Genomic DNA, 26,738 nt, shown 5'->3' on the forward strand with positions numbered 1-26,738 from the left:
GATTAAGGCGTGCTTAGAAGCGGTATTTAGCAGCTACACCAAATGAGTTGTAGTCGTTGTTACCGACTTCACCGAAACCAACTCGACCTTCAAGGCTGACTTGTTGGTTAAAGAATTTACGCGCATTAACGCCAAATTCATTTTGATCAGTTAAGTCGTTGTTGTAGTAATCCGCACCAACACTTAATGATTTGTCAATGAAGTAATCTGCTGCAAGATTGAACTCGTCTAGATCACCAAATGATGCACCTGCTTCAAGGTTGATGTCTTTACCATTACTAAGCTGAGTCACGTATTTGGCACGAAGAGTTGGATCTACACCGTCATCATTGTCATTGTCATAACCTTTTACACCAGCAGCAATTAACAGGCCTGGTGCTGGAAGGTAGCCGACTTCGGCAGAATAATAAGTGGTATCGAAGTCATATTTTTGACCCAATACATCACGGTATTCAGTGTTGTTACGGCTTACATCACCACCCAGATAGAAATCTGAGTTTGGAACGTAGAATTCAGCACCGACACCATACGTGTTGTCATCTACATCACCACGGTCAGCAAATGTTGCGTGCGCATTGACGTTGCTGGCACGGTCAAGGAATGCTGCTTCTGCAAGTGGCGCATTACGAGTTTGAACGGGGTTAAAGTAATAAGTACCATCTACACCGAAAGCACTACCTGAACTGCCGTTATCTGGATCAATATAAGATGCTGCTGCACCGACTTCGGCCTGGTAGGCATTGGCTGTACCTGTGACTGCTAGAGCAGAAAGAAGTGCTGAAGCAATGGCTAATTTTTTCATGGATACTACCCCTCAAATTTCGGTTAAAAATAATACATTTTTTGTTACAACTTTTAGTCTAGACCAAAACAAAAACAGGTCAATCCATTGAAAGTTACAGAAATGTTTCTAAGGTAATGTTGTGTAATTAATATTAAATAAATATTTGAAAATTATAAAGAAATTGAAATGTTTTATTTTATTAAAATTGTGGAGTTTTTATGGAGTTATACGGTTTTTAAATAAAAAACCAAGTATTTTGTAACATAAAAATGATTTGAATCTTAAAAATGCTCTCTCAAATAAGGGTTTTGGATGAGCTGTTTTTTATTCACTATTTGCTCAATTGTTATTGAATTAAAGTGCTTTAAAACTCCCTCTATGCTCTGTGCTATAATTGACGGCTATTTAAGCCTAATATTCTGATTGAGAGTAATTCACGTGGAAATTAATCCTTATCTAAACCAATTAAAAGACTTAAACGACCGTGGTCTGACATTACGGGGGTATCTTTGACTACGATCTGAAAAAAGAGCGTTTAGAAGAGGTTCTGCGTGAACTGGAAGACCCGGCGATCTGGAATGACCAAAGCCGTGCCCAAGCCATGGCCAAAGAAAAAGGCGAGCTTGAGAACGTACTGAATGTACTGGATGGCTTAGCCACTCAGCTTGAAGATGCCCAAGCCATGCTTGACCTTGCTGTAGAAGCAGACGAAGAAGCCATGCTTGAGGATGTGCAGGCTGAACTTGATGTTGCAGAAGCGGAACTGGCAAAACTTGAGTTCCGCCGTATGTTCAGTAACCCGATGGACCCGAACCCATGTTATGTGGAAATTCAGGCCGGTTCGGGGGGGACGGAAGCACAGGACTGGGCTTCAATGCTGCTTCGTATGTACTTGCGCTGGATTGAACGTCATGGCTTTAAAGCTGAAGTGATGGAAGAGTCTGACGGTGATGTGGCCGGGATTAAATCGGCGACCATTCGCGTAGAAGGCGAGTATGCCTATGGCTGGCTGCGTACCGAATCCGGTGTACACCGTTTAGTGCGTAAGTCGCCATTTGACTCGGGTAACCGTCGTCATACCTCTTTCTCTGCGGTGTTTGTATCTCCTGAGATTGACGACAATATCGAGATCGAGATTAATCCGGCAGACGTGCGTACCGATACCTATCGTGCATCGGGTGCCGGTGGTCAGCACATTAACAAAACCGACTCTGCGGTGCGTTTAACCCATGCACCAACCGGTATTGTGGTAGCGTGTCAGAACCAGCGTTCACAACATGCCAACCGTGACCATGCCTGGAAACAGTTACGTGCCAAACTCTATGAGTTAGAGATGAGCAAGCGTAATGAAGCGGCTCAGGCCCTTGAAGATTCGAAGTCGGATATTGGCTGGGGTAGCCAGATTCGTTCATATGTACTGGATGACTCACGTATTAAAGACTTGCGTACCGGTGTGGAAAATTCCAACACAGGTGCGGTACTGGATGGTGATCTGGATAAATTTATTGAAGCCAGCTTGAAACAGGGTCTATAAATTTATTGCGTGAAAAAGCAGAGGCGGGTCCTCTGCTTTTTTAGCTTTAACATTTGTCGATCGGCAGGATGAATGCCCCTGACCAGACAATGCTAGAATGACCTGGATTTGAATAAAATTACAGCAATTTACAAAATGACTCATAATATCGATAATTTTCGATATTAATATCGTATAAATTCGATATAATGATTTTTGCGAAGGTGCTGATCATGAACATGAGTGAAATGAGATGGACACAGAAGCGATTTATAAAGCCTTAGCCAACCCGATTCGACGCCAGATTCTGCAATGTTTAAAAGAACCTGAGCGTTTCATTTCCACGGAAGAATGTGGGGATGATTTTAGTCGTGGCGTATGTGCAGGGCATATCGAAAAAATCGCGGATATTTCCCAATCAACCATGTCCAATCATTTATCAGTGTTGCAACAGGCAGGACTGATTCAAGTGACCAAATATGGGCAATGGTCTTATTTTTCTCGTAATGAAGCACTGATTCAGGAATTTTTACAACATTTACAGCATGGGCTTTAGACTCGAATTGGTCTAAGCCAGCTGTAAGAGGATGGCTTGATGACAGATTTTTCCACCCCAATTCAATTTGGTGAACTCAAACTTAAAAACCGTGTGGTAATGGCACCATTGACACGTAGCCGTGCTACCGCAGACCGTGTTCCGACAGTGATGATGGCGGAATACTATGCACAGCGTGCCAGTGCAGGTTTAATCATCTCTGAAGCGACAGTGATTTCAGAAGAAGCCAACGGTTATGAAAAAACCCCGGGTCTGTTTACCGATGAGCAGGTGGAAGGCTGGAAGCTTGTCACCGATGCCGTGCATGACAAAGACGGTTTGATTGTAGCGCAGTTGTGGCATGTGGGCCGTGTCTCCCATCCTGATCTGTTAAAGGGTGAAACACCGGTTTCAGCAAGTGCTGTACAACAGGCCGGCTATGTCAGCCTGCTGCGTCCAAAACGTGAATATGTGGTGCCACGTCCACTGGAAATTTCGGAAATTCACGCCATTACCGAACAATATAAACAGGCAGCGATTAAAGCCAAAGCAGCCGGTTTTGATGGGGTAGAACTGCATGCAGCCAACGGTTATTTAATTGACCAGTTCCTGCAAAGCAAAACCAACCTGCGTGAAGATGAATACGGCGGTTCAGTTGAAAACCGTGCCCGTTTCTTATTGGAAGTGGTCGATGCACTGATTGAAGTGTGGGGCGCAGGCCGTATCGGTGTACATCTGGCACCGCGTGGTGATGAGCATGATATGGGCGATGCCAATCCTTTGGAAACCTTTGGTTATGTCATGCAAGAATTGGGTAAACGTCAAATCGCCTTCTTCTTTACCCGTGAATATCTGGCCGATGACAGCATCAGTCTGGAAATGAAGGCGCGTTCCAACGGTGTGCCGTATATTGCCAATATGCGTTTAAGCCGTGAAGATGCGCTTGAGCTGCTGGCATCGGGCAAAGCCGAAGCGGTGTCTTTCGGTAAGGCTTATATTGCCAATCCTGACCTGTTTGAGCGTTTGCTAGAAGATGAGCCACTGAATGAATTGAAGCTGGAAAACATGATTGGAACCGATGTGGCAGAAGGCTATATTGACTATCCCTTCCTGAATAAACAGCTTGCAGAAAGTTAAGCAGCTAATTTCAATAGAACAGAATAAATGATGTTACAGAGCAGAATTCATTAACATGTGAAGGCTGCTCTGTTATATTTTGCCGATTAAACATGATTTGAGGCAACTTGTTTGGCTACTCCTTTTTGGTACAACGCGGCACTTACTCTAATTAAGCCATTATATAAATGGCAGATTAAAAAACGTGCGCTGAATACGGAGCAATTGCAACAAGAATGTCTTGAGCGCTTTGGTCCATTTCAACAGCCGAAAAACCTGCATGCGCTCTGGTTTCATGTGGTGTCGGTGGGAGAAACCAATGCGGCACAGCCTTTAATTGAACATTACCTCAAACTGGGCCATCCGGTACTGGTCACCAATACCACCAAGACAGGGCAGGCTCGGGCCAAATCCCTGTTTTTAAAAGCTCCTTATGAACATTTGTTTCAGGCGGTGTATTTACCTGCCGATCAGAAAAAATTAGTCCAGACGTTTTATCAAAAATATCAGCCAAAAGTCCTGGCTTTGGTCGAAACTGAAATCTGGCCGAATTTAATCGACCAGGCACAGCAATTTAAAGTGCCATGTTTACTGATTAATGCCCGGCTTTCGGAAAAATCGGCCAAAGGCTATGCAAAGGTTCAAGGGCTGACCCAAGGTATGCTGATGGGTCTGGAACGCTTGCTGGCTCAGGACCAGACCACTTTAGACCGCTACCGCAATTTAGGCATGCCAGAGAATAAAAGTCAGGTACTCGGCAGCATTAAATTTGATATTCATGCGCCACAAAGCTTTATTCAACAGGCGCAGCAATTGCAGCAGGACTGGCATTTATCGGCACGTAAAATCATCACCCTTGCCAGCACGCATGCCCCTGAAGAACAGAAACTGTTAACGGCTCTAAAGCCTTATCTGAAAAAACATCCAGAACTGCTGGTCATTGTGGTGCCACGTCATCCGGAACGCTTTGATGAGGTTTTTCAAGCCACACAAAGTTTAAATCTCTCAACACAGCGTCGTAGTCTAGGACAAAAAATAGAAACCGATACGCAAATCTATTTGGCCGATTCGATGGGGGAAATGTGGCTGTGGTATGCCCTGAGTCAAGTCTGCTTTGTGGGCGGTTCGCTGAATGAACCGGGCGGCGGGCATAATATTCTGGAGCCGATTGCCTTAAATGTGCCGACAGTTTTGGGTAAAAATTATTTTAACTTCCAGACCATTGTGGATGAGTTTGTCGAGGTGGTTGGCGTAAAAGTCGTAAATGATGCAGAGCAAGCGGCTGAAATTTTAATTGAATTGTTAAATGATCACAGCGCTGCGGATCAGCTGAACCAGCATGCACAGAAAATTATGTTGCAGAACAAGGGTTCTTTAGCCAAACATATTGCGGTGATTGATCAGTATATTTAAATATTTCAAATGCACCATACGGCCTCATTTTGACAGAAAAGTTTAAATGTTGATTCGTAGGCAATCTCTACTTTTGAGGGATCAAAAGTAGCAAAAATCCTTTGCTGATCTGATACAGCATCCATGCTGTACAGATCAGCGGGCGACATCCCTGTCGCTTTCCGCGTATCCTAATATGTTGAATGATTCTTTAGCAGAAGATTATGAATATTGTCCTCCTTGACCCACGCCAAACTGAATCTGAATACTGGTCGATTAGCAGCAAACGTCAGTTAGAGCATCTACAGCAACATCTGGAGATTACTGTAGGCGATACGCTCAAAGTGGGTATTCGTGAGGGGAAACGGTATCTGACCGAAATTGTGGAAGTGACCCAACAGGCGATAACATTAAAACTGATTAAAGAAGAAAGTGTACCGGCTAAACTTCCAGTGACTCTAATTGTCGCCATGCCACGTCCGAAAGTGCTGCGCCGCCTGATTATGGATAGCGTGACTCTGGGGGTAGAAAAAATGATTTTGCTGCATAGCTATCGCGTCGATAAAAGCTATTGGCAAACCCCATTTCTACAGCAGCTAGATCATTATGTAACCTTGGGTCTGGAACAGGCGGGGGATACGGTTGCACCGCAAATTGAAATCCATAAACGTTTTAAGCCCTTTGTTGAAGATGTGTTGCCCGGTTTAATCACCGCAGAACGTCCTGCCTATGTGGCCCATCCTTATGTGGAGAAGTCCATGCCTTTTGCGATTGATCATCCCTGCACAATCGTGATTGGCCCAGAGGGCGGTTTTATCCCTTATGAAATTGATTTACTTATAAAAAACGGCTGCCAGGCGTTAAGCCTAGGCAACCGTATTATTCGGACCGAAACGGTAATTCCCTACGTATTGGGCCGTTTATTTAGCACGTGCTGATTCAGTGACTTCTGTCGTGTCATTGCCACGATAAACTTTCACTTCCTGAACCGGATAGGGAATTGAAATTTCGTGTTCAGCAAAGGCTTTAATTACATGTTCCTGAACTTCACTGATTGAACCTGCAGTGGTGGTTTCCGTGGTATCGACCCACCAACGTACATTCAGGTTAATCGAGAAGTCGGCAAGCGCATTGACGTTCACTGCAAATGCAGGCTGGCTCAAAATGGTCGGGTCTTTATCTAAAATGCTTAAGATAATGCTCTTGGCTTTTTGTACATCATCTTCATAGCCAATTCCGACCACAAATTCACAACGGCGGCGTTGATAGGCTGTGTTGACAGTTACTGCACTGGTATACACCGTCGCATTGGGAATCACGATACGGCGACCATCGGGGGAACGTAAGTAAGTCGCGCGAATCTGGATATCCTCAACCGTTCCTTCCATGCCCGAAACAATAATGTCATCGCCTATTTTAAACGGTTCGCCCAGCAGGATTAAGATGCCAGAGAGCAGGTTCTGGAAAATGTCCTTGAATGCAAAACCGATCGCAACCGAACCAATCCCCAGGGCACTCATCAGCTGACCCGGGGTAAAACCTGGAATGGCAATAACCATGGCAATTAAAAAGCCAATGAAGATGATGGCAGAACTGCCGACACGGTTTAGCACCAGGACCAGGTTCTGCTTGGTATAACTACGGTCCGCAAGCGCTTTACGGACAAAGAACTTAAACAGTTTTGACAGCAAATAGAAAATGGTAAACACCACCAACGCGATACACAAATAAGGCAGGCGTTCCCAAAAGGCATCGACAAATTTGTCGATGGTGGAATAGGCATCATTGTATTTTGCCGTATGTTCAATGACAGTTTGCGCTGTCTTTTCTGTTGCTTCATGCAAAAGTTGAGACGTGTCTTGAGTTACTTCATTCAAGGCGTTTTGTTTTTCAGCCACAAGTGTTCCGGATGATGATCATTGGGCGCTATTTTGCCTGAAACTGAGCAAAAATTTAACCGACAATATTTAGCATTCATTGACGTTTTGTCAAAAATTGTCAGTCGGCTTTAGAAATACTGGGTGCCTTTTTGAATGACTTGTGGCGGTACTTCCAGCTCGCCGGTACCGAACATATAAGACACCATGCTGCCTGAAGCCAGGAAACTCAGTACCGTGATGATAATCATCAACCAGGCCAATATTTTTTCCCAGACCGGCGTTTCACGTGGCAATCCATAGGTGTTGATGCCTTTGGTCCCGGCACCCAACAGCAAATACAGCCCCATAAAAATATTCACCAGTGGCAGCAAAAACAGCAGGATCAGCCAGCCGCTACGGTTCAGGTCATGCAGGCGGCGTACCGTAATCACGATCAGAAAATACAGATAAAGCACCAGAATGACCACAAAACCCAGTCCGGCGATTCCTGTCAGTGTATTGACGAACTGATTGTCCATGGACAAGGTATGCATATTAAAAATGCCCAGTGCCAGACTGAAAGCAAGGGTGGCAAAGAAAGCAATCAGATGCACAAACCCATACCAGCCAATTGAACTCAGACGACCGAAACGACCTTCCGGAGAAAGCGGATTATCTGCCTTGGCCGGTTGGGATCGGGAAAAAAATGGGGAGGCATCTTGCGGTTTCATACGCTTTTTCCGGTTAAAATAAAAATAAGAAAATGATGAATTCTGCAAAGTTAGAACACTATCTTCTGCTTAAATTATAAGATTAAATAAACAGATCAGATACGAATAAAACCATATTTTTTGTTGAATACGATAAGGGGTATGTGTTTTAAATTGTATAAATAAACTACGACCAAAGCATGATTGAAGCGGTTGAAAAATAATCGTCATACTGTAGATATGCAGTCAATAAATAAAGCAATAACAACGCGGCATAGCATCTCGTGATGAGATGAATAAGATCAAGGAAGTAAACAATGAATGAGATCTATCCTGTACCAGAAGAATTTAAAAAAACCGCTCGCACCAATGAGTCTGAATATTTCGAGCGTTATCAGAAATCCATCACGCAGCCTGATGAATATTGGGCTGAACAGGCCAACAAGCTGGACTGGATCAAACCCTTTACTCAGGTCAAAAATACCAGTTTCGACAAGGACAATTTCAAGATTGAATGGTTCGCTGATGGGCAGCTGAACCTCAGTGCCAACTGTCTGGATCGTCATCTCAAGGAACATCCGTATAAACCGGCCATTATCTGGGAAGGCGATCACCCGTCCCGTCACAAGATTATTTCCTTTAACGAACTTTATGATGAGACCTGCCGTTTTGCCAATGTGCTGAAAAAGAACGGGATTAAAAAAGGCGACCGGGTGGTGCTGTATATGCCGATGGTTTCGGAAGCCGCGATTGCGATGCTGGCCTGCGCCCGGATTGGCGCGGTGCATTGTGTGGTGTTTGGCGGTTTTTCTCCCGATTCACTGGCCAGCCGGATTGAGGACAGCCAGGCCAAAATGGTGATTACTGCCGATTCCGGCATGCGCGGCGGCAAGCCGATTCTGCTCAAAGCCAACGTAGATGAAGCCTTGAAAATTGCCGGAACTGAATCGGTTGAACATGTGATTGTGGTACACCGTACCGGCAACCCGATTGAAATGCAGCCCGGGCGTGATCTGTGGTATCACATGGAAATCATGTCGGTGAATGAAATCTGTCCGCCTGAACCGATGAATGCCGAAGATCCGTTATTCATTCTGTATACCTCGGGTTCGACCGGAAAGCCGAAAGGGGTGTTGCATACGACCGGTGGCTATCTGACTTATGTGAACTCCACTTTCCGCGAAGTGTTCGATATCAAGCAGGATGATGTATTCTGGTGTACTGCGGACGTGGGCTGGATTACCGGACATTCTTATGTGATCTATGGCCCCCTTTCCAATGGCACCACCACGGTGATGTTTGAAGGTGTACCGCAATATCCGACCTGGGCGCGTACCGGTCATATTGTCGACAAGCACAATGTTTCCATTCTTTATACGGCACCCACAGCCATTCGTGCCATGATGCGCGAAGGCGATGCCTTTGTTCGGGAAAGTGACCGCAGCAGCTTGCGCCTGATCGGTTCGGTGGGTGAGCCGATTAACCCGGAAGCCTGGAACTGGTATTACACCGTGGTCGGTGAAAGCCGCTGTCCAATTGTCGATACTTGGTGGCAAACCGAGACCGGCGGAATCCTGATTTCACCTTTGCCGGGTGCAACTGATTTAAAACCGGGTTCTGCAACCCGACCATTGTTTGGCATACAACCGGCGATTGTCGATGCTGAAGGTAAGGAGCTTGAAGGGGAAGCAGAAGGCAACCTGATCATCAAGGATTCCTGGCCGGGTCAGATGCGTACCATCTGGGGTGATCCTGAGCGTTTTATCGAAGCCTATTTCTCGACTTATCCGGGAAGCTATTTTACTGGAGATGGTGCCCGCCGTGACAAGGATGGCTATTACTGGATTACCGGACGTGTCGATGACGTGCTGAATGTTTCCGGACATCGTTTAGGTACGGCAGAAGTGGAAAGTGCTCTGGTAGCGCATGAGCATGTGGCTGAAGCGGCCGTGGTTGGTATGCCGCATGATATTAAGGGACAAGGCATCTGTGCATTCGTGACCTTACAGGCAAATTTTGAGGAATCCGAAGAACTACGTAATGAACTGATCAACTGGGTACGTAAGGTGTTGGGCCCTGTGGCTACACCGGACGCCTTGCATTGGGCACCGGCTTTACCGAAAACCCGTTCCGGTAAAATCATGCGCCGTATATTAAGAAAAATTGCCGCCAATGAACTGGACACTTTGGGAGATACTTCAACCCTGGCCGATCCGCAAGTGGTGGATAACCTGATTGCAACGGTCTATCCCGAAAAATAAGTGATTGATTAAAATACCGTCTGCATGTTCAGGCGGTATTTTTATTTTATGCATAAGCACTGCAGGCATTCAGATAAAACATGAAAACATCATCTGCTAAGCTAAAAATACAGCAATAATCAGATCATATTATGAATGCTTCATCCCCGCTTTTAACCTCAAATCCATTATACATTGCCGGGCAACTGGCGGAACAGTTTGCAACCACTGCTGCAGAACGCGACAAGCAGGGAGGCAACCCGAAACAGGAGCGTGATTTACTCCGTCAAAGTGGCTTGCTGGGGCTTGCCATTCCAACCCAATATGGCGGTCAGGGCGCGGACTGGAAAACGGTATTTCAGACCATTCAAACCATTGCCCAGGTCGACAGTTCACTGGCACATGTGTATGGTTTTCATCATTTGCTGATTGCGACGGTGCAACTGTTTTCCCAGCCTGAACAGTATGGAAAATGGTTTGAGCAAACTGCACAAGAAAACCTGTTTTGGGGCAATACTTTAAATCCCTTAGACCGACGGATCACCGCAACCCAAGTGTCTGAAAATGAATATCTATTTCAGGGTGAAAAAAGCTTCTGTTCAGGTTCGATCGATTCCGACATCTTGCTCTGCTCAGGCTATAACGAGGAAGGCAAATTGCTGATAGGCGTGATTCCGACAGCTCGAGAAGGGGTGAGCTTTTTAGGTGACTGGAACAATATGGGACAACGCCAGACCGACAGCGGTACCAGTCATTTTGAGCAGGTTAAAATTCAAAAAGATGAATTATTGCTCAATCCGGGACCACTGAGTACGCCGTATTCGAGTTTACGTCCGCTGATTGCGCAACTGATTTTTGTGCATCTGTTTTTAGGCGTGGCAGAAGGCGCTTTTGAAACCGCCAGAAAAACCGTACAAAGCCAAAAAGCCTGGTCCAAATCTTTGGTGGAAAATGCCGTGAATGATCCTTTTACGCAAAAGCACTTTGCCGAATTTTATGTGCAGCTGGAAGGCGTACGTTTACTGGCAGCTAAAGCGGTAGAAACACTACAGAAGGCTTGGGATATTGGTGCAGACCTAACAGCTGAACAGCGTGGTGAAGTGTCCATTGCCATTGCGACTGCCAAAATTGCTGCGACCAATACGTCGCTGTATATCACACAGAATATTTTTCAGGTGATGGGTGCACGAGCCACCACAGCCCAATTAAACCTGGACCGTTTCTGGCGCAATGTGCGTACTCAAACCTTGCATGACCCGGTGGATTATAAATATCAGGAAATTGGGGAGTGGGTGTTAACGGCTAAAGTGCCTGATCCGAGTTTTTATTCGTGATTTGAATATTCAAAAAGCCTCCTACAGGAGGCTTTTTCTTTCAGGTTCTAAAAATAAATTAAAAAGCCCAATTCATAAAGATTAGATTGTTTTGATGTGATCTAAATTTATGATTTATAAATTTAAATTTTTATAAGATGTATTATGTTAATTTTAGAAGTATTAATAAATGTCTTGGAGGATAACTACCATTAAATTTTTTAAATCTTCCCCTTTTTTATTATTAGCATTGTCATATGCAAGATCTGAAAGACGTAGCACACCTAAATGACTTCTTATAACTGTGATGCCCATATTTTCATGATTAGTAATTGTATAATCGAAAAGACAATCTTTTTCCCTCAACAGATTTAAACAGTCTTTTATTGAATCAGCTTTATTACATAGTGACTCTGCTAAATTCAAGGCTCTACTTTCTTCCATACACCATTCCTAAAAAATGAAAATACGCTTAAGTTTAAACGTTTTAAATTCATAAAAATCATCAAAAAATTTTCAACAAGGAACAGAAATTTCTTTAAGATAAATTTCACTTCTCTATTTTTGATGTGCTACAACTTCATTCATGTGATTCTACCCGCAATTTGAGAGCCTGATTCATATAGTCAAAGTCATGTTTTATCGATTTCAACTTGCTACGCATCATGGGTACAAGCAAGCCACTAAACGTTTCAGAGTGTACAAGACTGGTGCGACCATCCTTTTGGGAATAAAGTTCAAAACAATGCTGGCCATCTAGAAGACCGGGTATCAAAAAGTGACCTAGCCAGCTTAAAGATTGGGCATGTTTAACTTCCAATAGTGTCGGCTTAAACTGCATTGCTTTCTGTTTAGTCGGATGAATACTAATCTGTAATTTTTGACCTGCGTTTAACTTTCCTTCAATTTTACGGATAAAAGGGTTCCAACTCTGGTACAGTTTGAAGTCAGTCAATACCTGCCAGACTTGTTCGGGAGTCGCATGAATATCGATATGTGTCGTTATTTTTAAAGAAAGCATAGTTTACCTCTAGTATAGAGTCTGATGATTTTTTGCTGATAAGCCTAATTCAGTTAGGCTGTTTTTTCGCTGCTCACGAGCCTTTTTAGGGCAGCCACATTTTCAAATGTCTCTTCAGGAGACAGTGTTTTTAAAATTTCTTCAGTACTGTATCCCCAGGAAACTGCACCGAATGCGATTCCTACTGATTTGGCAGCTTCGCAGTCGGTGATCTGGTCGCCAATATAGATCGTTTCCGAAGATTGGCATCCTGCTTTTTTTAGAAGCTGTCTTAGTCTGGAGGCTTTTCCAAAAAAAGATGCACCGCATTCAAAGTAACTAAAATGTCGACAGCTTGAACCAAGAACACGGGTTACATTTTCGTATCCATTTGAAGAAACCAAACCCAGGATCACGCCATTTTCGCTTAGGTGGGCAAGCATTTCCTCGATATTCTCGAATAGGGGAATTTTTGAAAGGTCCTCCTGCATGAGTTTTATAAAGCTCTGCGCAATAGCGGGTAGTTTCCATACTGGTACTTCCAGTGTTTTCATTAGCTCTCGGGGACCAAGCTCTCTCAAAGATTCAACTTCATCTAACGGAATTTTCCTGAAAGCGTGTTTCTCAGCCAGATGATTTATGGTTAAAACAAAGAATGGAAATGAATCTGCTAATGTTCCATCAAAATCGAAAATGACCAGCTTGTAGGCTACGGCTGGATAAGTTTTTCCTATTATGATTTATTTTTATTTCCTTATTATTAAACCACTTGTCTATTAACTCAATTGTTTATTAGATGATATCTAATAGCTACGTCAGTAAATGACGTAGCTATACTCTTTTGATGCTTTACTAGGGTAGAGGCAAAGCTTGCCATAACACTTTAAACTTCTTTATAAAGAAAGCACCGATTTAACTAGATGCCCTAGGCACAACCCATCAACGCCGCTACGGCTTTTTCAAGAAAGTGCAAGGTGGCAGGTTTGAGCCAGGTCCCCTCGGCAAGAGTCGGTTCATTTTGCATTGCTTTTCGAATCTTCTCATGGGTAACCGGATTTTTGCCCGCATAGCCTTGTAACATGGATAGCCATTGCTGTGCCAAACGCTTTGCCTGTTCACTATCAGGTGCAATCCCTGCATGAAGGGCCTTTTCCAGTTCAATCAATAGCTGAGGCCAGTTTTTCATCTCACGGGCATAATGTTGCTTCATAAAGGCGAATTCCTGCTCGGATAAATAGCGTGAAAAAACGTTTAATTTGCTTTCAGCAAATGCTTCTAGTAGAAACTCAACCACTTCAGGACTCACACCTAACTTTTCCTGGAATGTTGGTTCAGCTGAATGCATCGTATTCAGTTTAGCCAGCCATTCAGGATTGGCAGCGGTGTTATGTTCGAGAGTTTGCATCCAGCGTGAAGCGAGGTTTCGGGCGGTTTCACTGCCAGAAGATGCTCCGGTTTTGAAGAGTGCATTTGCTTCGCGGACGAGCGCTTCCCATTCTTTTTGTGCTTTGCTGTCTGCTTGTAAAAAAGTCAGATCCGCAAGTTCTTCTTTTGTAAAATACTGTTCGTACATAGACATAAGCTCCAGTGTTTTTAACCAATTGTCCAGTTGCAGCTCTTCACCATTCATTAGTTGATCTTTGAGATTGCTCAGCCGATAGCGCAGTTGTGTCTGCTTGATGATCATCTGATCGATTGCCTGAATCTGCCGATCAATTAAGGGGGCGAGTGCAAGGTCTGGACCGTTAAGAACCGCGCCGATTTCTGCCAGTGTCATTCCAAGTCCTCGCAATGCCTGAATCTGGTGCAAGCGAGTAATATCTTTACGACTGTAAAGCCGGTAACCGGCTTCGGAGCGGGCCGAAGGCCGAAGCAAACCAATATCGTCATAGTGATGAAGGGTGCGAATAGTTAACCCCGTTCGCTTGGCCAATTCACCGACTTGTAACAACATCTTTGGACTCCTTTCTTCCTTAGGCGTGTCTTATGCTAGAGGCTGACGTTACGTAAGGGTCAAGCCCTTCAGCTAACGAAAAATATTTTTTGAATGAAATTGATAAAAATTTATCGAAAAATGATGTATCAACTTTGGTTTTAAAATGTTTTTCATCTCTTATTCAATAAGGTTTTACCAATCATTTGTTTGAAAATAGTCAGTTTTGCGATTTTTTTCGATTATTCAACAGTTACTGTTCCAGAAAAATCCATCCATTTTACGCATAAAAATTGGCCGGCTCTGTAAGCTTTGGCGCACATCAATTTAAGGATTTTGCGGATGGGCACAGCCGGATTTTTTTCCTATGATGAATTCATGCAGGAACAGGACGTTCCGGAACATAAAACAATAATAAAACATTCACACACCAGGACCGTGAAGCAAGACAGGAGTCATGCTTAACTAACCGATACGAAAAAGCCCGACAGGATGTCGGGCTTTTTTTATGTCATTTTATTTGGCCATGACTACTGGGCTGCTTTTTCTGAATCAGGTTGTGAACTCACAGGCTGTTGACTCGCAGAAGCAGGGCTAATCGTTTTATTGATTGGCTGATTATCCATCATGGTACCAATGGGCGATATGCGCCAAATCATGTTGCCTACATCATCGGCGACCAATATTGCTCCCGAACGATCAACTGCTACCCCAACAGGCCGCCCCTGCGCTTCACCTTGATCATTTAAAAAGCCAGTGAGTACATCTTGTGGCTGACCTGAAGGTTGGCCATTTTGAAAGGGTACAAAAATAACCTTATAACCGCTATGCGGTTTACGGTTCCATGAGCCATGCTGACCAATCAGCGCACCACTGCGATACTGCGGCATCAATTGAGCCGTATAAAATGTCAGGCCTAAGGATGCGGTATGGTTCCCCAAAGCATAATCGGGTTTAATCGCACGCGCGACCAGCTCGGAGTTTTGAGGTTTCACCCGTGTGTCCACATGTTGCCCATAATAGCTATAGGGCCAGCCATAAAAAGCGCCATCCTGGACTGAGGTCAGGTAATCGGGCACCAGGTCATTGCCAATTTCATCCCGCTCATTCACGACTGTCCAGAGCATGCCACTCTGCGGTTGCCAGTCCATCCCATTCGGGTTGCGTAACCCTGTGGCAAAGGGCCGTGCTTTGCCGCTGGTAATATCAAACTCCATAATCAGTGCGCGGCCAGCTTCCTGGTCTAGGCCATTTTCAGCCACGTTACTGTTTGAACCTACGGTAATATAGAGTTTGCTGCCCGCAGAATTGGCAATGACGTTTTTGGTCCAATGATGATTCAGCGGGCCGCCGGGCAAATCCAGGACTTTGCTGCCGCCTGCGGTAATTTGAGTTGCATCTTTTTGATAAGGAAAGCGCATTAAGGCGTCCGTATTGGCCACGTACAGCGTATTGCCGACCAGCGCCATACCAAAGGGTGAATTCAGATTTTGCAGGAACACGGTTTTTTGCTCTGCCACCCCATCGCCATTGCTGTCACGCAGCAGGCGAATGCGGTTGGCACTCGGATGCGATGACCCGGCACGCTTCATCAGCAGTTTCATGATTTTGCCCCTAAAACCTTTACTGTCATCCGGTTTGGGCGGTGCATCGGTTTCAGCCACCAGCACATCGCCATTCGGCAACACATACAGCCAGCGTGGATGTTCCAGTTCTTTGGCAAAGGCCTGAACTTTCAAACCCGGAGCCGGGGTGGGCATTGTACCGGCAGGCCAGCCTTTGGCCGGGGCAATATTGACTGTAGGAAACAGACTGGATTTGGGTTCAGGCAGATGCGGCTGAGGACCATAACTGTCTGTAATGGGTGACCTGGATGGTGAGGCACATCCGGTGAATGCCAATACAATGGCAGCGCCCGCAAGGGACAGTAAAAATTGAGCAGACATCTTTATTTCCAGCTTATTTTTTGCCGCTATCGCCTTACTTTAAAATTTTGTTGAAGTAGCCACCATGTGGTTCTTGTTTTTTCTGGTTGACGATTGGTTATTGCGTTCGGTTTGAGTAAAGCTAGCTCTGCTGCATAATTAAAAAAATCCCCCAAGCCGAGCCTTGAGGGAAAGATGGAGAAGCCATTTGATTATTATGATTTGAGTTCGTGTACGGTCTGTTTGCTTACCGAGATTAAGCAGACTTAGAGGTGACAACAGCGAGCTGCTGCGCTTCCAGTTCACGAACCAATGGCAACACTTTTTGTCCAAAATATTCAATTTCTTCAATAAAATGTAAGAAGCCGGACAAAATCAGATCCACACCGACTGCTTTCAGTTCAACAATACGTTCCGCAATTTGCTGCGGCGTGCCGATCAAATTGGTTTTAAAACCATCATTGTACTGCACCAGATCTTCAAAGGTCGATTTAGCCCAGTTACCTTCACCCTCGAATGTTGCAGCACCTGCTTCACGGGTGGCATCCCCAAAAGATTTCACGGCCTGCACATTGGCTTTGGCCACAATTTCTTGCAGTACGGCTTGCGCTTCCTCTTCAGTATCACGGGCGATGATGAAAGCATTCACACCAATCTTCACTGAATGATTATTGGCTTTGGCTTTTTCACGAATATCATCAATCTGCTTTTTCAGTTCTTCTGGCGTGTTGCCGTTGGTAAAGTACCAGTCCGATACCCGTGAAGCCATGTCACGCGCAGCACGTGAACTACCGCCCTGAAAGATTTCAATATGCGGTTTTTGCACCGGTTTTGGTGCCAGGGTATAGTCCTTGAACTGGTAGAACTTGCCATCAAAATTGAAATGATCCTGAGTCCACACACCTTTTAAGCTGCGAATGAATTCTTCAGAACGTGCATAACGCTGGTCATGTTCAGGCCATTCTTCGCCAATGGCATCAAACTCGCCGCGGAACCAGCCACTGACCACGTTAATGGCAATACGGCCATTGGTCAGGTGGTCAATCGTCGCCAATTGTTTGGCGGCCAGTGCCGGTTTCCATGGACCTGGCAAAATTGCAGCAATCACCTTAAGTTTTTCAGTCTTCGCCAATAGGCCATGACTGAAGCTGACAGATTCATGCTGGTTTTCCGCGTTATAGCCGGCAGTAAAACGAATCTGGGTCAAGGCATATTCAAAGCCGCTGTTTTCCGCTGTTCGCGCCAGGCGCACGTTGTAGTCATAACTCCAGTCTGTACGCTGTTCAATATCGCTCACCACCAAACCACCGCTGACGTTTGGCACCCAATAAGCAAATGTAATGTTTTTATCTTGTACTGACATTCTGTATACCCTCAGGATGTAATTGCTTAGCTGCTTTAAGCCACTTGCGGCTTCGGCGCTTTTTTGCCATGTAGACGCTCTTCAGCAGCATCCAGGCTTGGAACAGCAGCGGAAGGAAGCACTTCTTCCTGCTCAATCTGTTTGTTGATGCCGAGGTTCTGGTTGGCTTGCTGAGATTTCTCTTTGACCACTTCAGCGCGCTGGCCTTTGGCAGGCGCCCACTCAAGAATTGGCAATGCACGTGCTACAGCGAGGGTAATGCGGTCACGCAGCAGTTCACTGTGAATGGTATATTCAGGGGTAAAGTCACGGTCGGTTGCATAGACCCCAATTGGTAAAGTCTGCGCCTGGAAAAAGCTGAACAATGGACGCAATTGATGTTCCAGCACCAAGGCATGGCGTTCAGAACCGCCAGATGCAGCCAGTAATACCGGGACATCGACCAAGGCAGTTTGTTCTACAAAATCAAAGAAATGTTTGAAAAGTCCGGTGAAGGATGCACGGTAAACCGGTGTGCCGACAATCAGGGCATCTGCCGCTTCAACGGCTGCCAGGTCATCCTGTACACGTTGTGGCAACTGGTTACGGTAAATTGCACCGCCCAGTAAAGAGCCGATTTCGCTAAATTTAATAAAGTGCACATGAATTGGCGTTGCTTCACCTAACTCATCAATAATGGCTTGTACCAGTGCCTCGGTTTTAGAAGGGTTGTTTAAGCCGCCTGATACAGCAACAATATTCAATGGTTTTTGCGCGTTTAAAATAGACATTTTTGAATAACCTAAAGCATAGAATCTCGGAATAGCTTTATTAATCAACAGCAGGAATATTCTGTAAAATAAGCAAATCAATAAAAGTTATCTGATTTTAAGATATAAAATAAAAAGTCATTAAAATGTGCTTTTATAGCACCTAATATTTTGATTTTTATATTTATATTCATTGTTAATAAGTATTTTGAGCTAGCCGATAAAATTTATATCAAAATATGATTAGGTTTGATGATTTTTCGAAAAACCTGAATAAAAGCAGTTTTTTAATAAAATAATGCCATATTGGATGAAAAAAGTGATTGTTTGCATATCCTTAATAGTGCTTGTGTGGTTAGAATAGCTCTTAATGTGCACCAGATCTTTCATGCTGCTTATGAATATTTTAATCGTAGATGATCATCCCCTGTTTCGTCATGCCTTGATTCAAGCTGTTCGTTACAGTTTGCCGCAAGCGCAAATTCAGGAAACTGCTGCAGTCAATGAGTTTTATGAGCGCCTGGATAATGGACCGGAACCAGATTTGGTTTTACTGGATCTCAATTTGCCGGGAGCTTCGGGCTTTTCGGCTTTGGTGCATGTCCGTGCCCAATATCCATCCATTCCGATTATTGTGGTGTCTGCGCATGAAGAAGTATCGATTATTCAACGTGCCATAGCCCATGGTGCAATGGGTTATATTCCGAAATCTGCGCATCCAAGCCATATTGGTGAGGCAATCCGTCAGGTACTGGAAGGGGAAATCTGGTTACCGCCAAACTTGCCTGCCAACATGAACTTTGACCCGCGTGCAGCTGATGAAACCGCATTGGCAGAACGTATTCAGTCACTTACCCCGCAACAATTCCGCGTATTGATGATGGTGGCGGAAGGTTTGCTGAATAAGCAGATTGCCTATGAACTGGATGTTTCTGAAGCGACCATTAAGGCACATGTGACGGCCATTTTCCGTAAACTGAATGTGCAAAATCGTACTCAGGCCGTATTGGCCATCAGTGCGCTAAATATCGAAGAAAAGAAAATGTAATCTGCTGCATAGAGCATTGAACAAAAAAAGGCACTTGATAAAAGTGCCTTTTTTTGTTGGAAATGACTTTAAAAAACAAAGCTTTTAATGTCTTGCATTAGGCGACGCAGCTTTGTCTGGGAGTGCTGTCTGTGCAAAATAAGGGATTCAATGCACATTGCAGATCATCAATTTGCTCTTGAGTGACATAGGCTTTCTCTTTCAGATATTCAGCCACACTGTCATCGCGCAAACTCAAGAAGGCAGCATCATATACGCCCAAATCGACAAACAATGCTGCGGTTTCCAGACTGTTAAAGCGGTCTAAATAGACATCGCTGCCATACAGCAGGAAAATATGATCTTCATCGGCATGGGCATTGATGCCTAAATGTTTTGCCAATTCCAGGGGTGGGGTTTTAATAAACAGCAGATCAGAGAGTTCATCAAACTGGGTGGTGTCGAGCAGATCCTGATCGGTTTTGACTTTTCCAAGCCATGCCTTAAACACCAGCACGGCACCACCACGCAATAACATGCTCCAAATCTGGTGACGGACTTTATCCGTTAAGTCTTTAGCTTCAGCGGCTAAAGACTGAATCAGCTTGTCTTCCTGTTCAGCGAGTTTCTCAAATAAACCCAAGCCTTGCGGTTTATAAGCTGCAGGGCTAAAGACATCAAAATTCAACTCATCGAAGACCTGCAAGGCAAGCGGGACGGCGCTTTGATACAGGGTATTCAGGGCTTGAATATGAGTGTCCTTTAAGTGGCTGGGTCTAAATAATTCGGTCCATTGAATTTCGGGCAACAGGGCATTGGCCCCATATTGACGGTAAAATTGTTGCGATTGATCTACGCCATAACTTCCGGCTTCAGAAATGTTCATCTTAAACTCCTGTATTTTCTATGATGATCAGTTTCTTGGGCAGCGTTTTGAGGCAGACTGATAGACAGATTAAACTGATCACTTATTGCTCTCATATATGAGCCAGGCTGACTACAAACGGAATACGACTAAAGTTATATAATAGATTTTTCCTCTAAAAATTTTTTTAATAATAATGACTTGAAAAAATTGTAACCAATTATACAAGTGTATATTTAAATTTTGATCATCTTTGCCATAGGAAATGCAAGGTTGAAATTTTTGGTCAATAAAGGAGCGGCTAAATTAAAGAATTTGAGCAGTTTTGCCTAGAACAGAAAATAAATTGCCAGTGAGGTAAATAGAGGGTGTTTTTATGTAATGAAAACGCCCATTTCACATACATGAAATGGGCGTTTGATCTGCAGTGATTTCTGAATAAGTCGCTTAAGAACCAGAAATTTTTAAGCCCGATAACCAGGAACGCAGTGATGCCGGTTTTAACGGCTTTTTCAGCAGCACAATATTCAGTTCTTTCAAATGCTGTGGCAATTCAGGATCAGAATCTGCGGTAATCAGTGCCACCGGAACCTGTTCCTGACGGTTGGCCAGAATGAAATCCAGACCAATTTTATTGTTGTTCAGGTGCTGATCGACCAGCCACACCTGAATATTTTCTTGCTGAATGAGTTCTAGCGCCTGTTCAGGTTCAGTGGCTTTAAAGACCTGATAGCCCCATTTGGTCAGTAAGGTGGTCATTCCTTCCAGAATGGTTTCATCATTGTCCAGACATAGAATCTTGTAGGCCTTGCTTTTCAGTGGGGTCGCCTGTACTGGCGCTGCCACCACTTTAGGCGCATCCACGATTGGCACTTCAATCATAAAACACGAGCCCTTGCCATATTCAGAATAGACATGTACCGGATAGTCCAGCAGGCTGGTCATGCGCTGCACAATGGCCAGGCCGAGTCCAAGACCCTGCTCGCCCCAAGGCGAAGTATGGCCACAGCGTTCAAACTCCTGAAACAGTTTGATGCGCTGTTCTTCGGCAATTCCGGGACCGGTATCCCAAACGCCAATCCGGATATGGCGCGGTTTTTCTGCAGAGCGAAGTACGCCCACCACAACCTTGCCTTTAGCGGTATAGCGCAGGGCATTGCTGACAAAGTTCTGAATAATCCGGCGAATCCATTGTGGATCGGTATCAATCCAGAACTGTGCATCATGCACGCTGAATTTAATGCCACGTTGAGCGGCAATGGATTTAAATTGCAGTTCCAGATCACTTAACAGGTCATGCAAGGGATAAGGCTGACGTTTCGGCTGGATGGTACCGCCTTCGAGACGGGCAATGTCCAGCAGGGCAGACAGCATGCTTTCTGCACCATGCAAGGCGCGATCAAGCTGTTGCAGGGTCTTGCGGTCTTCATCCGACTGTACGCTTTGTTCTAAAGCGGTACTGAACAGGCGTGCGGCATGCATTGGCTGTAACAGGTCGTGACTGGCCGCTGCAATGAAACGGCTCTTGGACATGTTGGCACGGTCAGCCTGTTCGCGGGCCAGTTGCTGCTCGGAAAGTGCATCGGCCAGCTGTTGGGTACGGTCCTGTACCCGTGCCTCAAGTACCGCCTCATTTTCACGGAAAGCGGTAATATCGGCGAAGGTGGTGACGAAGCCGCCGCCTTCAATCGGATTGCCGCGCATCTGGATCACGCGGCCATCTTTACGGATCCGTTCAAATTCATGCGCGCTGCCCATGGCCATCCAGTGAATCCTTTTGCGCACGTGTTCTTCGACCGAACCCGGCCCGCATTCACCGCGCTCGGCGTTATAACGGATCAGGTCGGCAATCGGACAGCCAACATAGACAATATCTTTCGGATAATCGAACAGTTTCAGGTATTGATTGTTCCAAGCCACCAGACACATGTTTTCATCGACCACGCTCACCCCCTGGGTCATATGGTCAATCATGGTCATGATCAGGTTCTGGTTAAAACGCTGCCATTGCGAGGCCTGATCCAGAATATTGGCGACCTGACCCAGGGCTAGACCATTATTCACCATGGCGGTGGTGAGCAGGGTACGCGCCGAAGCAGCACCAATCGTTCCGGCCAGATACTGTTCGGTAAAGCGCCACCACATGCCATTGGCATTGCTGTTTTCATTCAGTATGACGTTGTTTTGGGCGCAAAACTGCTGAAAGGCTTGGGTAGCTGGGCCTTCACCGGTAATCCGTTTGGCGAGGGTAATTAAATCGCCCACCTTCAGACGGGCCACATCCTGGTGAGAATAATTGATTTCACTTGAGGCACTGTGGGTCGGCAAAGGTTTGGTTTCATAATAGAAAAAACTTTCCGCCTGAATTTGCTCGGCAATACTGGGACGGAAAATTCGCGACACCCAGATATAAAGCACAATATTGAGACCCAATGCCCAGGTCACGCCATGGGTGAGGGGAGCAAAAGACTGAAAACCAAACAGCGCTTCGGGGCGTAACCAGTCCATGCCTAAAGGCCCTGCAAGCAGGAATTGCTGGCTAAAATAGCTGTATTCAGCAGGCAGGCTGCGCAGTACGGTAGGCAACAGCAAGGTATAGGCCCACATCACGAAACCGGCAATCAGACCTGCATATACGCCCTGTTTACTGCCACCACGCCAATACAGGCCACCAATCAATGCTGGAGCAAATTGGGCCACGGCACTGAAGGCCAGCAAGCCAAATACTGAAAGCTGGTCAATGTCATTAAAGAAATGGAAAAACAGGAAACCCAGCAACATGACCGCTAAAATGCACACCCGACGGGTAAATTTCAGCACCAGAGGCAGACGCTTGTCATGACGTGAAAGTATGCCGGTACGCCATAAGGCAGGCATAATCAGGTCATTACTGAGCATAATCGACAAGGCCACGGAAGAGACCAGCAGCATGCCCGTAGAAGCGGAGAACCCCCCCAGGAAGGCCAGAAGTGTCAGCCACTCCTGATCATAACTGAGCGGCAAGGACAGTACAGCCACATCGGGAATTGCAAGAAAATGCGGTGCAGCATGCAACGCCCAGCTGGCAATCGGAATAATCGCCAGTGTGGTCAGAATCAGGTAAGTGGCAAACCAGCGACGTGCACCCCGAATATGTTTTTCATCCCGCAGTTCAACCACCGCGACATGGAATTGTCGTGGTAAGCAGATAATCGCCAAGGCTGCGAGCAAGGTTTGCACCCAGAAGGTTTCGGGAACACCAAACAGCTGAACCTGTTTAAAGGTTTCTACCACATCTGTGGAAATTTGCCCCAGGTTTTCGGGTGCATCAAAGACAAAGAACAGGGCCACACACAGCAGGGCAAACAGTTTGACAAAAGACTCAAATGCCACGGCCAGCATTAAACCGCCATGCTGTTCGGTATTGGCAATTTGCCGAGTACCGAACAGCATGGCTAGAATGGCTAAAATTCCAGTCAAGAAAAGCACACTATTGGTGGTGCCCTGAATCCCGCTATTTTCTTGCAGAATCACCGATGCACTCAAGGCAATGGCTCTGAGCTGCAAGGCTAAATAGGGAATAATCGCGATGACTGCCAGAATGGTGACCAGGGATGCCAAAGGGCCGCTTTTGCCATAACGTGCAGCCACAAAGTCTGCAATAGACGAAATGGCGTGATGCTGGCGCACACGGCCTAAACGGCGCCAGATATCATAACCGACACCGACAAAAATCAGGGGACCCAGGTAAATTGGCAGAAAGATAATGCCTTCACGAACTGCAGCCCCGGTTGCACCGTAGAATGTCCAGGATGAGCAATATACCCCTAAGGTTAGACTAAAGAGTAACATGCGACCACGAGTACTTAGGCGACTCGCGTGTTTTTCACCAAAAAATGCACAGATAAAGAGTAACGCGATATAAAGGGCGAGTACCCCGATAATGAGCCAACTATTCATATTGCCTACAGCATAAATTTATGTCGTAATAATACCCTATCTAATAATCTCGCCGCTTTAATTGATCAAAATTTAACACCAAAGTAGTAATTACAAGAACCTAATAAGATTGTTAAGTTAGACAACGAAATAATTCGAATTAAAAAAACACCTATGGCTGGGTGCACACAGGAGCATGATTATGGATGAGGCACATGTAGAACGTATTCTACAGAATCCCAAATTTAAAGAAATGGTCAGCAGAAAAAGCAGATTAAGTTGGACATTAACAATCATCATGTTGATTGTTTATGTCGGCTTCATGCTTTTAGTTGGTTATAACAAAGAATTCTTAATGAGTTCGGTTAGCGGCGGCGTTACCACTGTAGGTATGCCACTCGGCTTGAGCATTATTGTATTGTCTTTCATTTTATGTGGTGTTTATTCATATATTGCAAACAATAAACTGGATGCATTAAATGAAGAAGCGATGCGAGAAGTTGAAGCAATTGCGAATGAGAAAGGACAGTAATCAGATGAAATGGAATTCATTGAAAGCGCAAGCACTCGCTGCTTCTACGCTACTGATGTCAGGTATGGCAATGGCAGGTCCGGATTTGGGTGCAGCTGAACAGCAAGCAACCAACTGGCATGCGATTATTATGTTCGCGATTTTCGTGGGCTTCACCTTGCTGATTACCAAATGGGCAGCAAGACAAACCACCAGTACTGCAGATTTCTATACTGCAGGTGGTGGTATCTCAGGTTTCCAGAATGGTCTGGCGATTGCCGGTGACTATATGTCAGCAGCATCATTCCTGGGTATTTCCGCAATGGTATTCAGCTCAGGCTTTGACGGTTTGCTTTACTCACTCGGTTTCATGGTGGGCTGGCCAATCGTATTGTTCCTGGTCGCAGAGCGTTTACGTAACCTGGGTAAATTCAACTTGTCTGACGTGGTTTCGTTCCGTCTGGAAGAAAAACCGGTACGTACTCTGGCAGCTCTTAGCTCTTTGGTTGTTGTTGCCTTTTATCTGATTGCTCAGATGGTTGGTGCAGGTCAGCTGATCAAGCTTCTATTCGGTCTGAACTACAACATTGCTGTGGTGATTGTGGGCCTTTTGATGATGGCTTACGTAATCTTCGGTGGTATGCTGGCAACGACTTGGGTACAGATCATCAAAGCGGTGATGTTACTTTCAGGTGCAACTTTCATGGCTTTCATGGTAATGAAAGGCGTGGGCTTCAGCTTCACCAACATGTTTGAACAATCAATCCAGGTGTTCTCTAAAGTACATGAAATCAGCCTTGCAGAAGCAGGCAATATCATGGGCCCAGGTAAACTGGCAGCGAACCCGATTGATGCGATTTCACTTGGTCTTGCATTAATGTTTGGTACAGCAGGTCTACCACATATCCTGATGCGTTTCTTTACCGTAAAAGATGCGAAAGAAGCACGTAAATCAGTGGTTGTGGCTACAGGTTTCATCGGTTACTTCTATCTTTTAACTTTCATCATCGGTTTCGGTGCGATCCTTTACGTATCAAACAACCCGCAATTCATTGATGTAGCGAAAATGGCTGTAACTGGCAAGTTGGAGCTTGTTGGCGGTAACAACATGGCTGCAGTTCACTTGTCTGATGCTGTTGGCGGTGACTTGTTCATGGGCTTCATTTCAGCGGTAGCATTCGCAACGATTCTTGCGGTTGTGGCTGGCTTGACCCTGTCTGGTGCTTCAGCAATTTCACATGACTTGTATGCAAACGTATTCAAGAAAGGCCAAACGACTCCTGAATCTGAACTGCGCATGTCTAAAATTGCCACTTTAGGTCTTGCGATCTTTGCGATGATTTTGGGTATCCTGTTCGAGAAACAAAACGTTGCCTTCATGGTGGGTCTGGCATTCTCGGTAGCGGCATGTGCCAACTTCCCGGTACTGGTACTGTCAATGTTCTGGAAAGGTTTGACCACTCGTGGTGCGGTAATTGGTGGTGTTGTAGGTCTTGTTGCTGCAGTGACTCTAATCATCTTGTCTAAAGCGGTTTGGGTAGATACGTTCGGTATTTCTGAGACACCAGTCAACCCATTCAATGGCCCAGCAATCTTTGCAATGCCATTATCGTTCCTGTGCTGCTGGTTATTCTCTGTGACTGACAGCTCGGCTCGTGCGCATGCAGAACGCAAAGCTTTCGATGCTCAGTATGTACGTTCACAAACAGGTATCGGTATCTCTGGTGCATCAGATCACTAAGATAACGTTACTTTAAAAAAGCCCCGTCAGGGGCATTGCTGTCCCACAATTTTTCACAAGAGGAAGCTCATTTGAGCTTCCTCTTGTTTTATGGGTATTTTATCGGGTGAAAATAAAGCTTTTAAAGTTCTTCTTTCAAACAAATTCACTTGAATTATTCTGAGTAAACGTTGAACTGTCCAACCTGTTTTCCCTAAATGTTGAGCGAAACTCACCAATAAATAGGCGATCATCGCAATCCAGA

At 45.2% G+C, this 26,738-nt stretch carries 22 protein-coding genes and 1 pseudogene; 10 read left to right on the forward strand and 13 right to left on the reverse strand.

The window, feature by feature from the left end; translation table 11 throughout:
* Nucleotides 1-13: 13 nt before the first annotated feature.
* Complete coding sequence (locus tag H4I94_RS12490) at nucleotides 14-802, reverse strand: putative porin (RefSeq protein WP_092820504.1); 789 nt, start codon at nucleotides 800-802, stop codon at nucleotides 14-16.
* Nucleotides 803-1,222: 420 nt separating this feature from the next.
* On the opposite strand from H4I94_RS12490, the gene prfB reads away from it, so the two are divergent.
* The 5 genes from prfB (at nucleotide 1,223) to H4I94_RS12515 (ending at nucleotide 6,278) form a co-directional block, all read left to right on the forward strand.
* Nucleotides 1,223-2,318 (forward strand): peptide chain release factor 2 gene (gene prfB, locus H4I94_RS12495; protein WP_131274184.1). Its coding sequence is split into 2 segments (ribosomal slippage): nucleotides 1,223-1,294 and nucleotides 1,296-2,318, totalling 1,095 coding nucleotides; the frame shifts between segments, so codons are not numbered across the junction.
* A 232-nt stretch (nucleotides 2,319-2,550) separates the two neighbouring features.
* The gene (locus H4I94_RS12500) at nucleotides 2,551-2,853 is read left to right on the forward strand and encodes an ArsR/SmtB family transcription factor (RefSeq protein WP_131274183.1); all 303 of its coding nucleotides are present in this window, start codon (nucleotides 2,551-2,553) and stop codon (nucleotides 2,851-2,853) included.
* 39 nt (nucleotides 2,854-2,892) lie between these two features.
* Nucleotides 2,893-3,969: an alkene reductase gene (locus H4I94_RS12505; protein WP_261183301.1), complete on the forward strand. Its 1,077-nt coding sequence runs from the start codon at nucleotides 2,893-2,895 to the stop codon at nucleotides 3,967-3,969.
* A gap of 111 nt (nucleotides 3,970-4,080) precedes the next feature.
* A complete protein-coding gene (locus tag H4I94_RS12510; RefSeq protein WP_261183302.1) occupies nucleotides 4,081-5,361 on the forward strand; it encodes a 3-deoxy-D-manno-octulosonic acid transferase in 1,281 nt (426 codons plus the stop codon).
* Nucleotides 5,362-5,564: 203 nt separating this feature from the next.
* A complete protein-coding gene (locus H4I94_RS12515; RefSeq protein ID WP_261183303.1) occupies nucleotides 5,565-6,278 on the forward strand; it encodes a 16S rRNA (uracil(1498)-N(3))-methyltransferase in 714 nt (237 codons plus the stop codon).
* On the opposite strand, the gene H4I94_RS12520 is transcribed toward H4I94_RS12515, so the two are convergent.
* Complete coding sequence (locus H4I94_RS12520) at nucleotides 6,261-7,238, reverse strand: mechanosensitive ion channel family protein (protein ID WP_261183304.1); 978 nt, start codon at nucleotides 7,236-7,238, stop codon at nucleotides 6,261-6,263. The two genes, H4I94_RS12515 and H4I94_RS12520, sit on opposite strands and share 18 nt — an antisense overlap.
* A 110-nt stretch (nucleotides 7,239-7,348) precedes the next feature.
* Entirely contained in the window at nucleotides 7,349-7,930 is a 582-nt protein-coding gene (locus tag H4I94_RS12525; protein WP_092820490.1) for a DUF805 domain-containing protein, read from the reverse strand.
* Between the two features lie 296 nt (nucleotides 7,931-8,226).
* On the opposite strand from H4I94_RS12525, the gene acs reads away from it, so the two are divergent.
* Both acs and H4I94_RS12535 read left to right on the forward strand, forming a co-directional pair.
* Nucleotides 8,227-10,170, forward strand: coding sequence for an acetate--CoA ligase (gene acs, locus H4I94_RS12530; RefSeq protein WP_131274178.1), 1,944 nt, complete (start codon nucleotides 8,227-8,229; stop codon nucleotides 10,168-10,170).
* A gap of 131 nt (nucleotides 10,171-10,301) precedes the next feature.
* Nucleotides 10,302-11,483 carry an acyl-CoA dehydrogenase family protein gene (locus H4I94_RS12535; RefSeq protein ID WP_261183305.1) on the forward strand — a complete coding sequence of 394 codons (1,182 nt, stop codon included), beginning with the start codon at nucleotides 10,302-10,304 and terminating at the stop codon, nucleotides 11,481-11,483.
* A gap of 162 nt (nucleotides 11,484-11,645) precedes the next feature.
* Here the strand turns inward: H4I94_RS12535 and H4I94_RS12540 are convergent, their stop codons facing one another.
* The 7 genes from H4I94_RS12540 to msuE all read right to left on the reverse strand — a co-directional run bounded on the left by H4I94_RS12540 (nucleotide 11,646) and on the right by msuE (nucleotide 18,453).
* Nucleotides 11,646-11,906 carry a hypothetical protein gene (locus tag H4I94_RS12540; protein ID WP_131274176.1) on the reverse strand — a complete coding sequence of 87 codons (261 nt, stop codon included), beginning with the start codon at nucleotides 11,904-11,906 and terminating at the stop codon, nucleotides 11,646-11,648.
* A gap of 136 nt (nucleotides 11,907-12,042) precedes the next feature.
* A complete protein-coding gene (locus H4I94_RS12545; protein ID WP_261183306.1) occupies nucleotides 12,043-12,483 on the reverse strand; it encodes an SRPBCC domain-containing protein in 441 nt (146 codons plus the stop codon).
* A gap of 53 nt (nucleotides 12,484-12,536) precedes the next feature.
* Nucleotides 12,537-13,202 carry an HAD-IA family hydrolase gene (locus tag H4I94_RS12550; protein ID WP_314732922.1) on the reverse strand — a complete coding sequence of 222 codons (666 nt, stop codon included), beginning with the start codon at nucleotides 13,200-13,202 and terminating at the stop codon, nucleotides 12,537-12,539.
* A 185-nt stretch (nucleotides 13,203-13,387) separates the two neighbouring features.
* Nucleotides 13,388-14,416: a MerR family transcriptional regulator gene (locus tag H4I94_RS12555; RefSeq protein WP_261183307.1), complete on the reverse strand. Its 1,029-nt coding sequence runs from the start codon at nucleotides 14,414-14,416 to the stop codon at nucleotides 13,388-13,390.
* 509 nt (nucleotides 14,417-14,925) lie between these two features.
* Nucleotides 14,926-16,341 carry a PQQ-dependent sugar dehydrogenase gene (locus H4I94_RS12560; RefSeq protein ID WP_261183308.1) on the reverse strand — a complete coding sequence of 472 codons (1,416 nt, stop codon included), beginning with the start codon at nucleotides 16,339-16,341 and terminating at the stop codon, nucleotides 14,926-14,928.
* 235 nt (nucleotides 16,342-16,576) lie between these two features.
* A complete protein-coding gene (sfnG, locus tag H4I94_RS12565; RefSeq protein WP_261183309.1) occupies nucleotides 16,577-17,683 on the reverse strand; it encodes a dimethylsulfone monooxygenase SfnG in 1,107 nt (368 codons plus the stop codon).
* A gap of 35 nt (nucleotides 17,684-17,718) precedes the next feature.
* Nucleotides 17,719-18,453: an FMN reductase gene (msuE, locus tag H4I94_RS12570; RefSeq protein WP_261183310.1), complete on the reverse strand. Its 735-nt coding sequence runs from the start codon at nucleotides 18,451-18,453 to the stop codon at nucleotides 17,719-17,721.
* 376 nt (nucleotides 18,454-18,829) lie between these two features.
* Between msuE and H4I94_RS12575 the strand changes: the two genes are divergently transcribed.
* Entirely contained in the window at nucleotides 18,830-19,480 is a 651-nt protein-coding gene (locus H4I94_RS12575) for a response regulator (RefSeq protein WP_086196617.1), read from the forward strand.
* A 97-nt stretch (nucleotides 19,481-19,577) separates the two neighbouring features.
* Here H4I94_RS12575 and H4I94_RS12580 read toward each other — a convergent pair whose 3' ends face one another.
* Together H4I94_RS12580 and H4I94_RS12585 are read right to left on the reverse strand one after the other, a co-directional pair.
* Complete coding sequence (locus H4I94_RS12580) at nucleotides 19,578-20,345, reverse strand: hypothetical protein (RefSeq protein ID WP_092820472.1); 768 nt, start codon at nucleotides 20,343-20,345, stop codon at nucleotides 19,578-19,580.
* Nucleotides 20,346-20,771: 426 nt separating this feature from the next.
* Nucleotides 20,772-24,263, reverse strand: coding sequence for a PAS domain-containing hybrid sensor histidine kinase/response regulator (locus H4I94_RS12585; protein ID WP_261183311.1), 3,492 nt, complete (start codon nucleotides 24,261-24,263; stop codon nucleotides 20,772-20,774).
* 181 nt (nucleotides 24,264-24,444) lie between these two features.
* Here H4I94_RS12585 and H4I94_RS12590 point away from each other — a divergent pair, with 181 nt between their 5' ends.
* Nucleotides 24,445-24,774, forward strand: coding sequence for a DUF485 domain-containing protein (locus H4I94_RS12590; protein ID WP_092820469.1), 330 nt, complete (start codon nucleotides 24,445-24,447; stop codon nucleotides 24,772-24,774).
* 4 nt (nucleotides 24,775-24,778) lie between these two features.
* Nucleotides 24,779-26,494 (forward strand): cation acetate symporter, encoded by a 1,716-nt coding sequence (locus H4I94_RS12595; RefSeq protein ID WP_092820468.1) that lies wholly within the window; start codon nucleotides 24,779-24,781, stop codon nucleotides 26,492-26,494.
* A gap of 53 nt (nucleotides 26,495-26,547) precedes the next feature.
* Here the strand turns inward: H4I94_RS12595 and H4I94_RS12600 are convergent.
* Nucleotides 26,548-26,738 (reverse strand): annotated as a pseudogene (locus H4I94_RS12600) (IS4 family transposase); the annotation flags it as partial.

Origin of the sequence: Acinetobacter sp. T_3_1, from assembly GCF_025377055.1 — a bacterium.
GTDB lineage: Bacteria > Pseudomonadota > Gammaproteobacteria > Pseudomonadales > Moraxellaceae > Acinetobacter > Acinetobacter kookii.

Coding starts and splice junctions, on each gene's coding strand:
- H4I94_RS12525 (WP_092820490.1), bottom strand. CDS start 7,930: ATGAAACCGCAAGATGCCTCCCCATTTTTTTCCCGATCCCAACCGGCC.
- H4I94_RS12545 (WP_261183306.1), bottom strand. CDS start 12,483: ATGCTTTCTTTAAAAATAACGACACATATCGATATTCATGCGACTCCC.
- H4I94_RS12500 (WP_131274183.1), top strand. CDS start 2,551: ATGGACACAGAAGCGATTTATAAAGCCTTAGCCAACCCGATTCGACGC.
- H4I94_RS12555 (WP_261183307.1), bottom strand. CDS start 14,416: ATGTTGTTACAAGTCGGTGAATTGGCCAAGCGAACGGGGTTAACTATT.
- H4I94_RS12590 (WP_092820469.1), top strand. CDS start 24,445: ATGGATGAGGCACATGTAGAACGTATTCTACAGAATCCCAAATTTAAA.
- H4I94_RS12580 (WP_092820472.1), bottom strand. CDS start 20,345: ATGAACATTTCTGAAGCCGGAAGTTATGGCGTAGATCAATCGCAACAA.
- H4I94_RS12515 (WP_261183303.1), top strand. CDS start 5,565: ATGAATATTGTCCTCCTTGACCCACGCCAAACTGAATCTGAATACTGG.
- H4I94_RS12575 (WP_086196617.1), top strand. CDS start 18,830: ATGAATATTTTAATCGTAGATGATCATCCCCTGTTTCGTCATGCCTTG.
- sfnG (WP_261183309.1), bottom strand. CDS start 17,683: ATGTCAGTACAAGATAAAAACATTACATTTGCTTATTGGGTGCCAAAC.
- H4I94_RS12490 (WP_092820504.1), bottom strand. CDS start 802: ATGAAAAAATTAGCCATTGCTTCAGCACTTCTTTCTGCTCTAGCAGTC.
- H4I94_RS12595 (WP_092820468.1), top strand. CDS start 24,779: ATGAAATGGAATTCATTGAAAGCGCAAGCACTCGCTGCTTCTACGCTA.
- H4I94_RS12535 (WP_261183305.1), top strand. CDS start 10,302: ATGAATGCTTCATCCCCGCTTTTAACCTCAAATCCATTATACATTGCC.
- msuE (WP_261183310.1), bottom strand. CDS start 18,453: ATGTCTATTTTAAACGCGCAAAAACCATTGAATATTGTTGCTGTATCA.
- H4I94_RS12505 (WP_261183301.1), top strand. CDS start 2,893: ATGACAGATTTTTCCACCCCAATTCAATTTGGTGAACTCAAACTTAAA.
- acs (WP_131274178.1), top strand. CDS start 8,227: ATGAATGAGATCTATCCTGTACCAGAAGAATTTAAAAAAACCGCTCGC.
- H4I94_RS12540 (WP_131274176.1), bottom strand. CDS start 11,906: ATGGAAGAAAGTAGAGCCTTGAATTTAGCAGAGTCACTATGTAATAAA.
- H4I94_RS12585 (WP_261183311.1), bottom strand. CDS start 24,263: ATGAATAGTTGGCTCATTATCGGGGTACTCGCCCTTTATATCGCGTTA.
- H4I94_RS12560 (WP_261183308.1), bottom strand. CDS start 16,341: ATGTCTGCTCAATTTTTACTGTCCCTTGCGGGCGCTGCCATTGTATTG.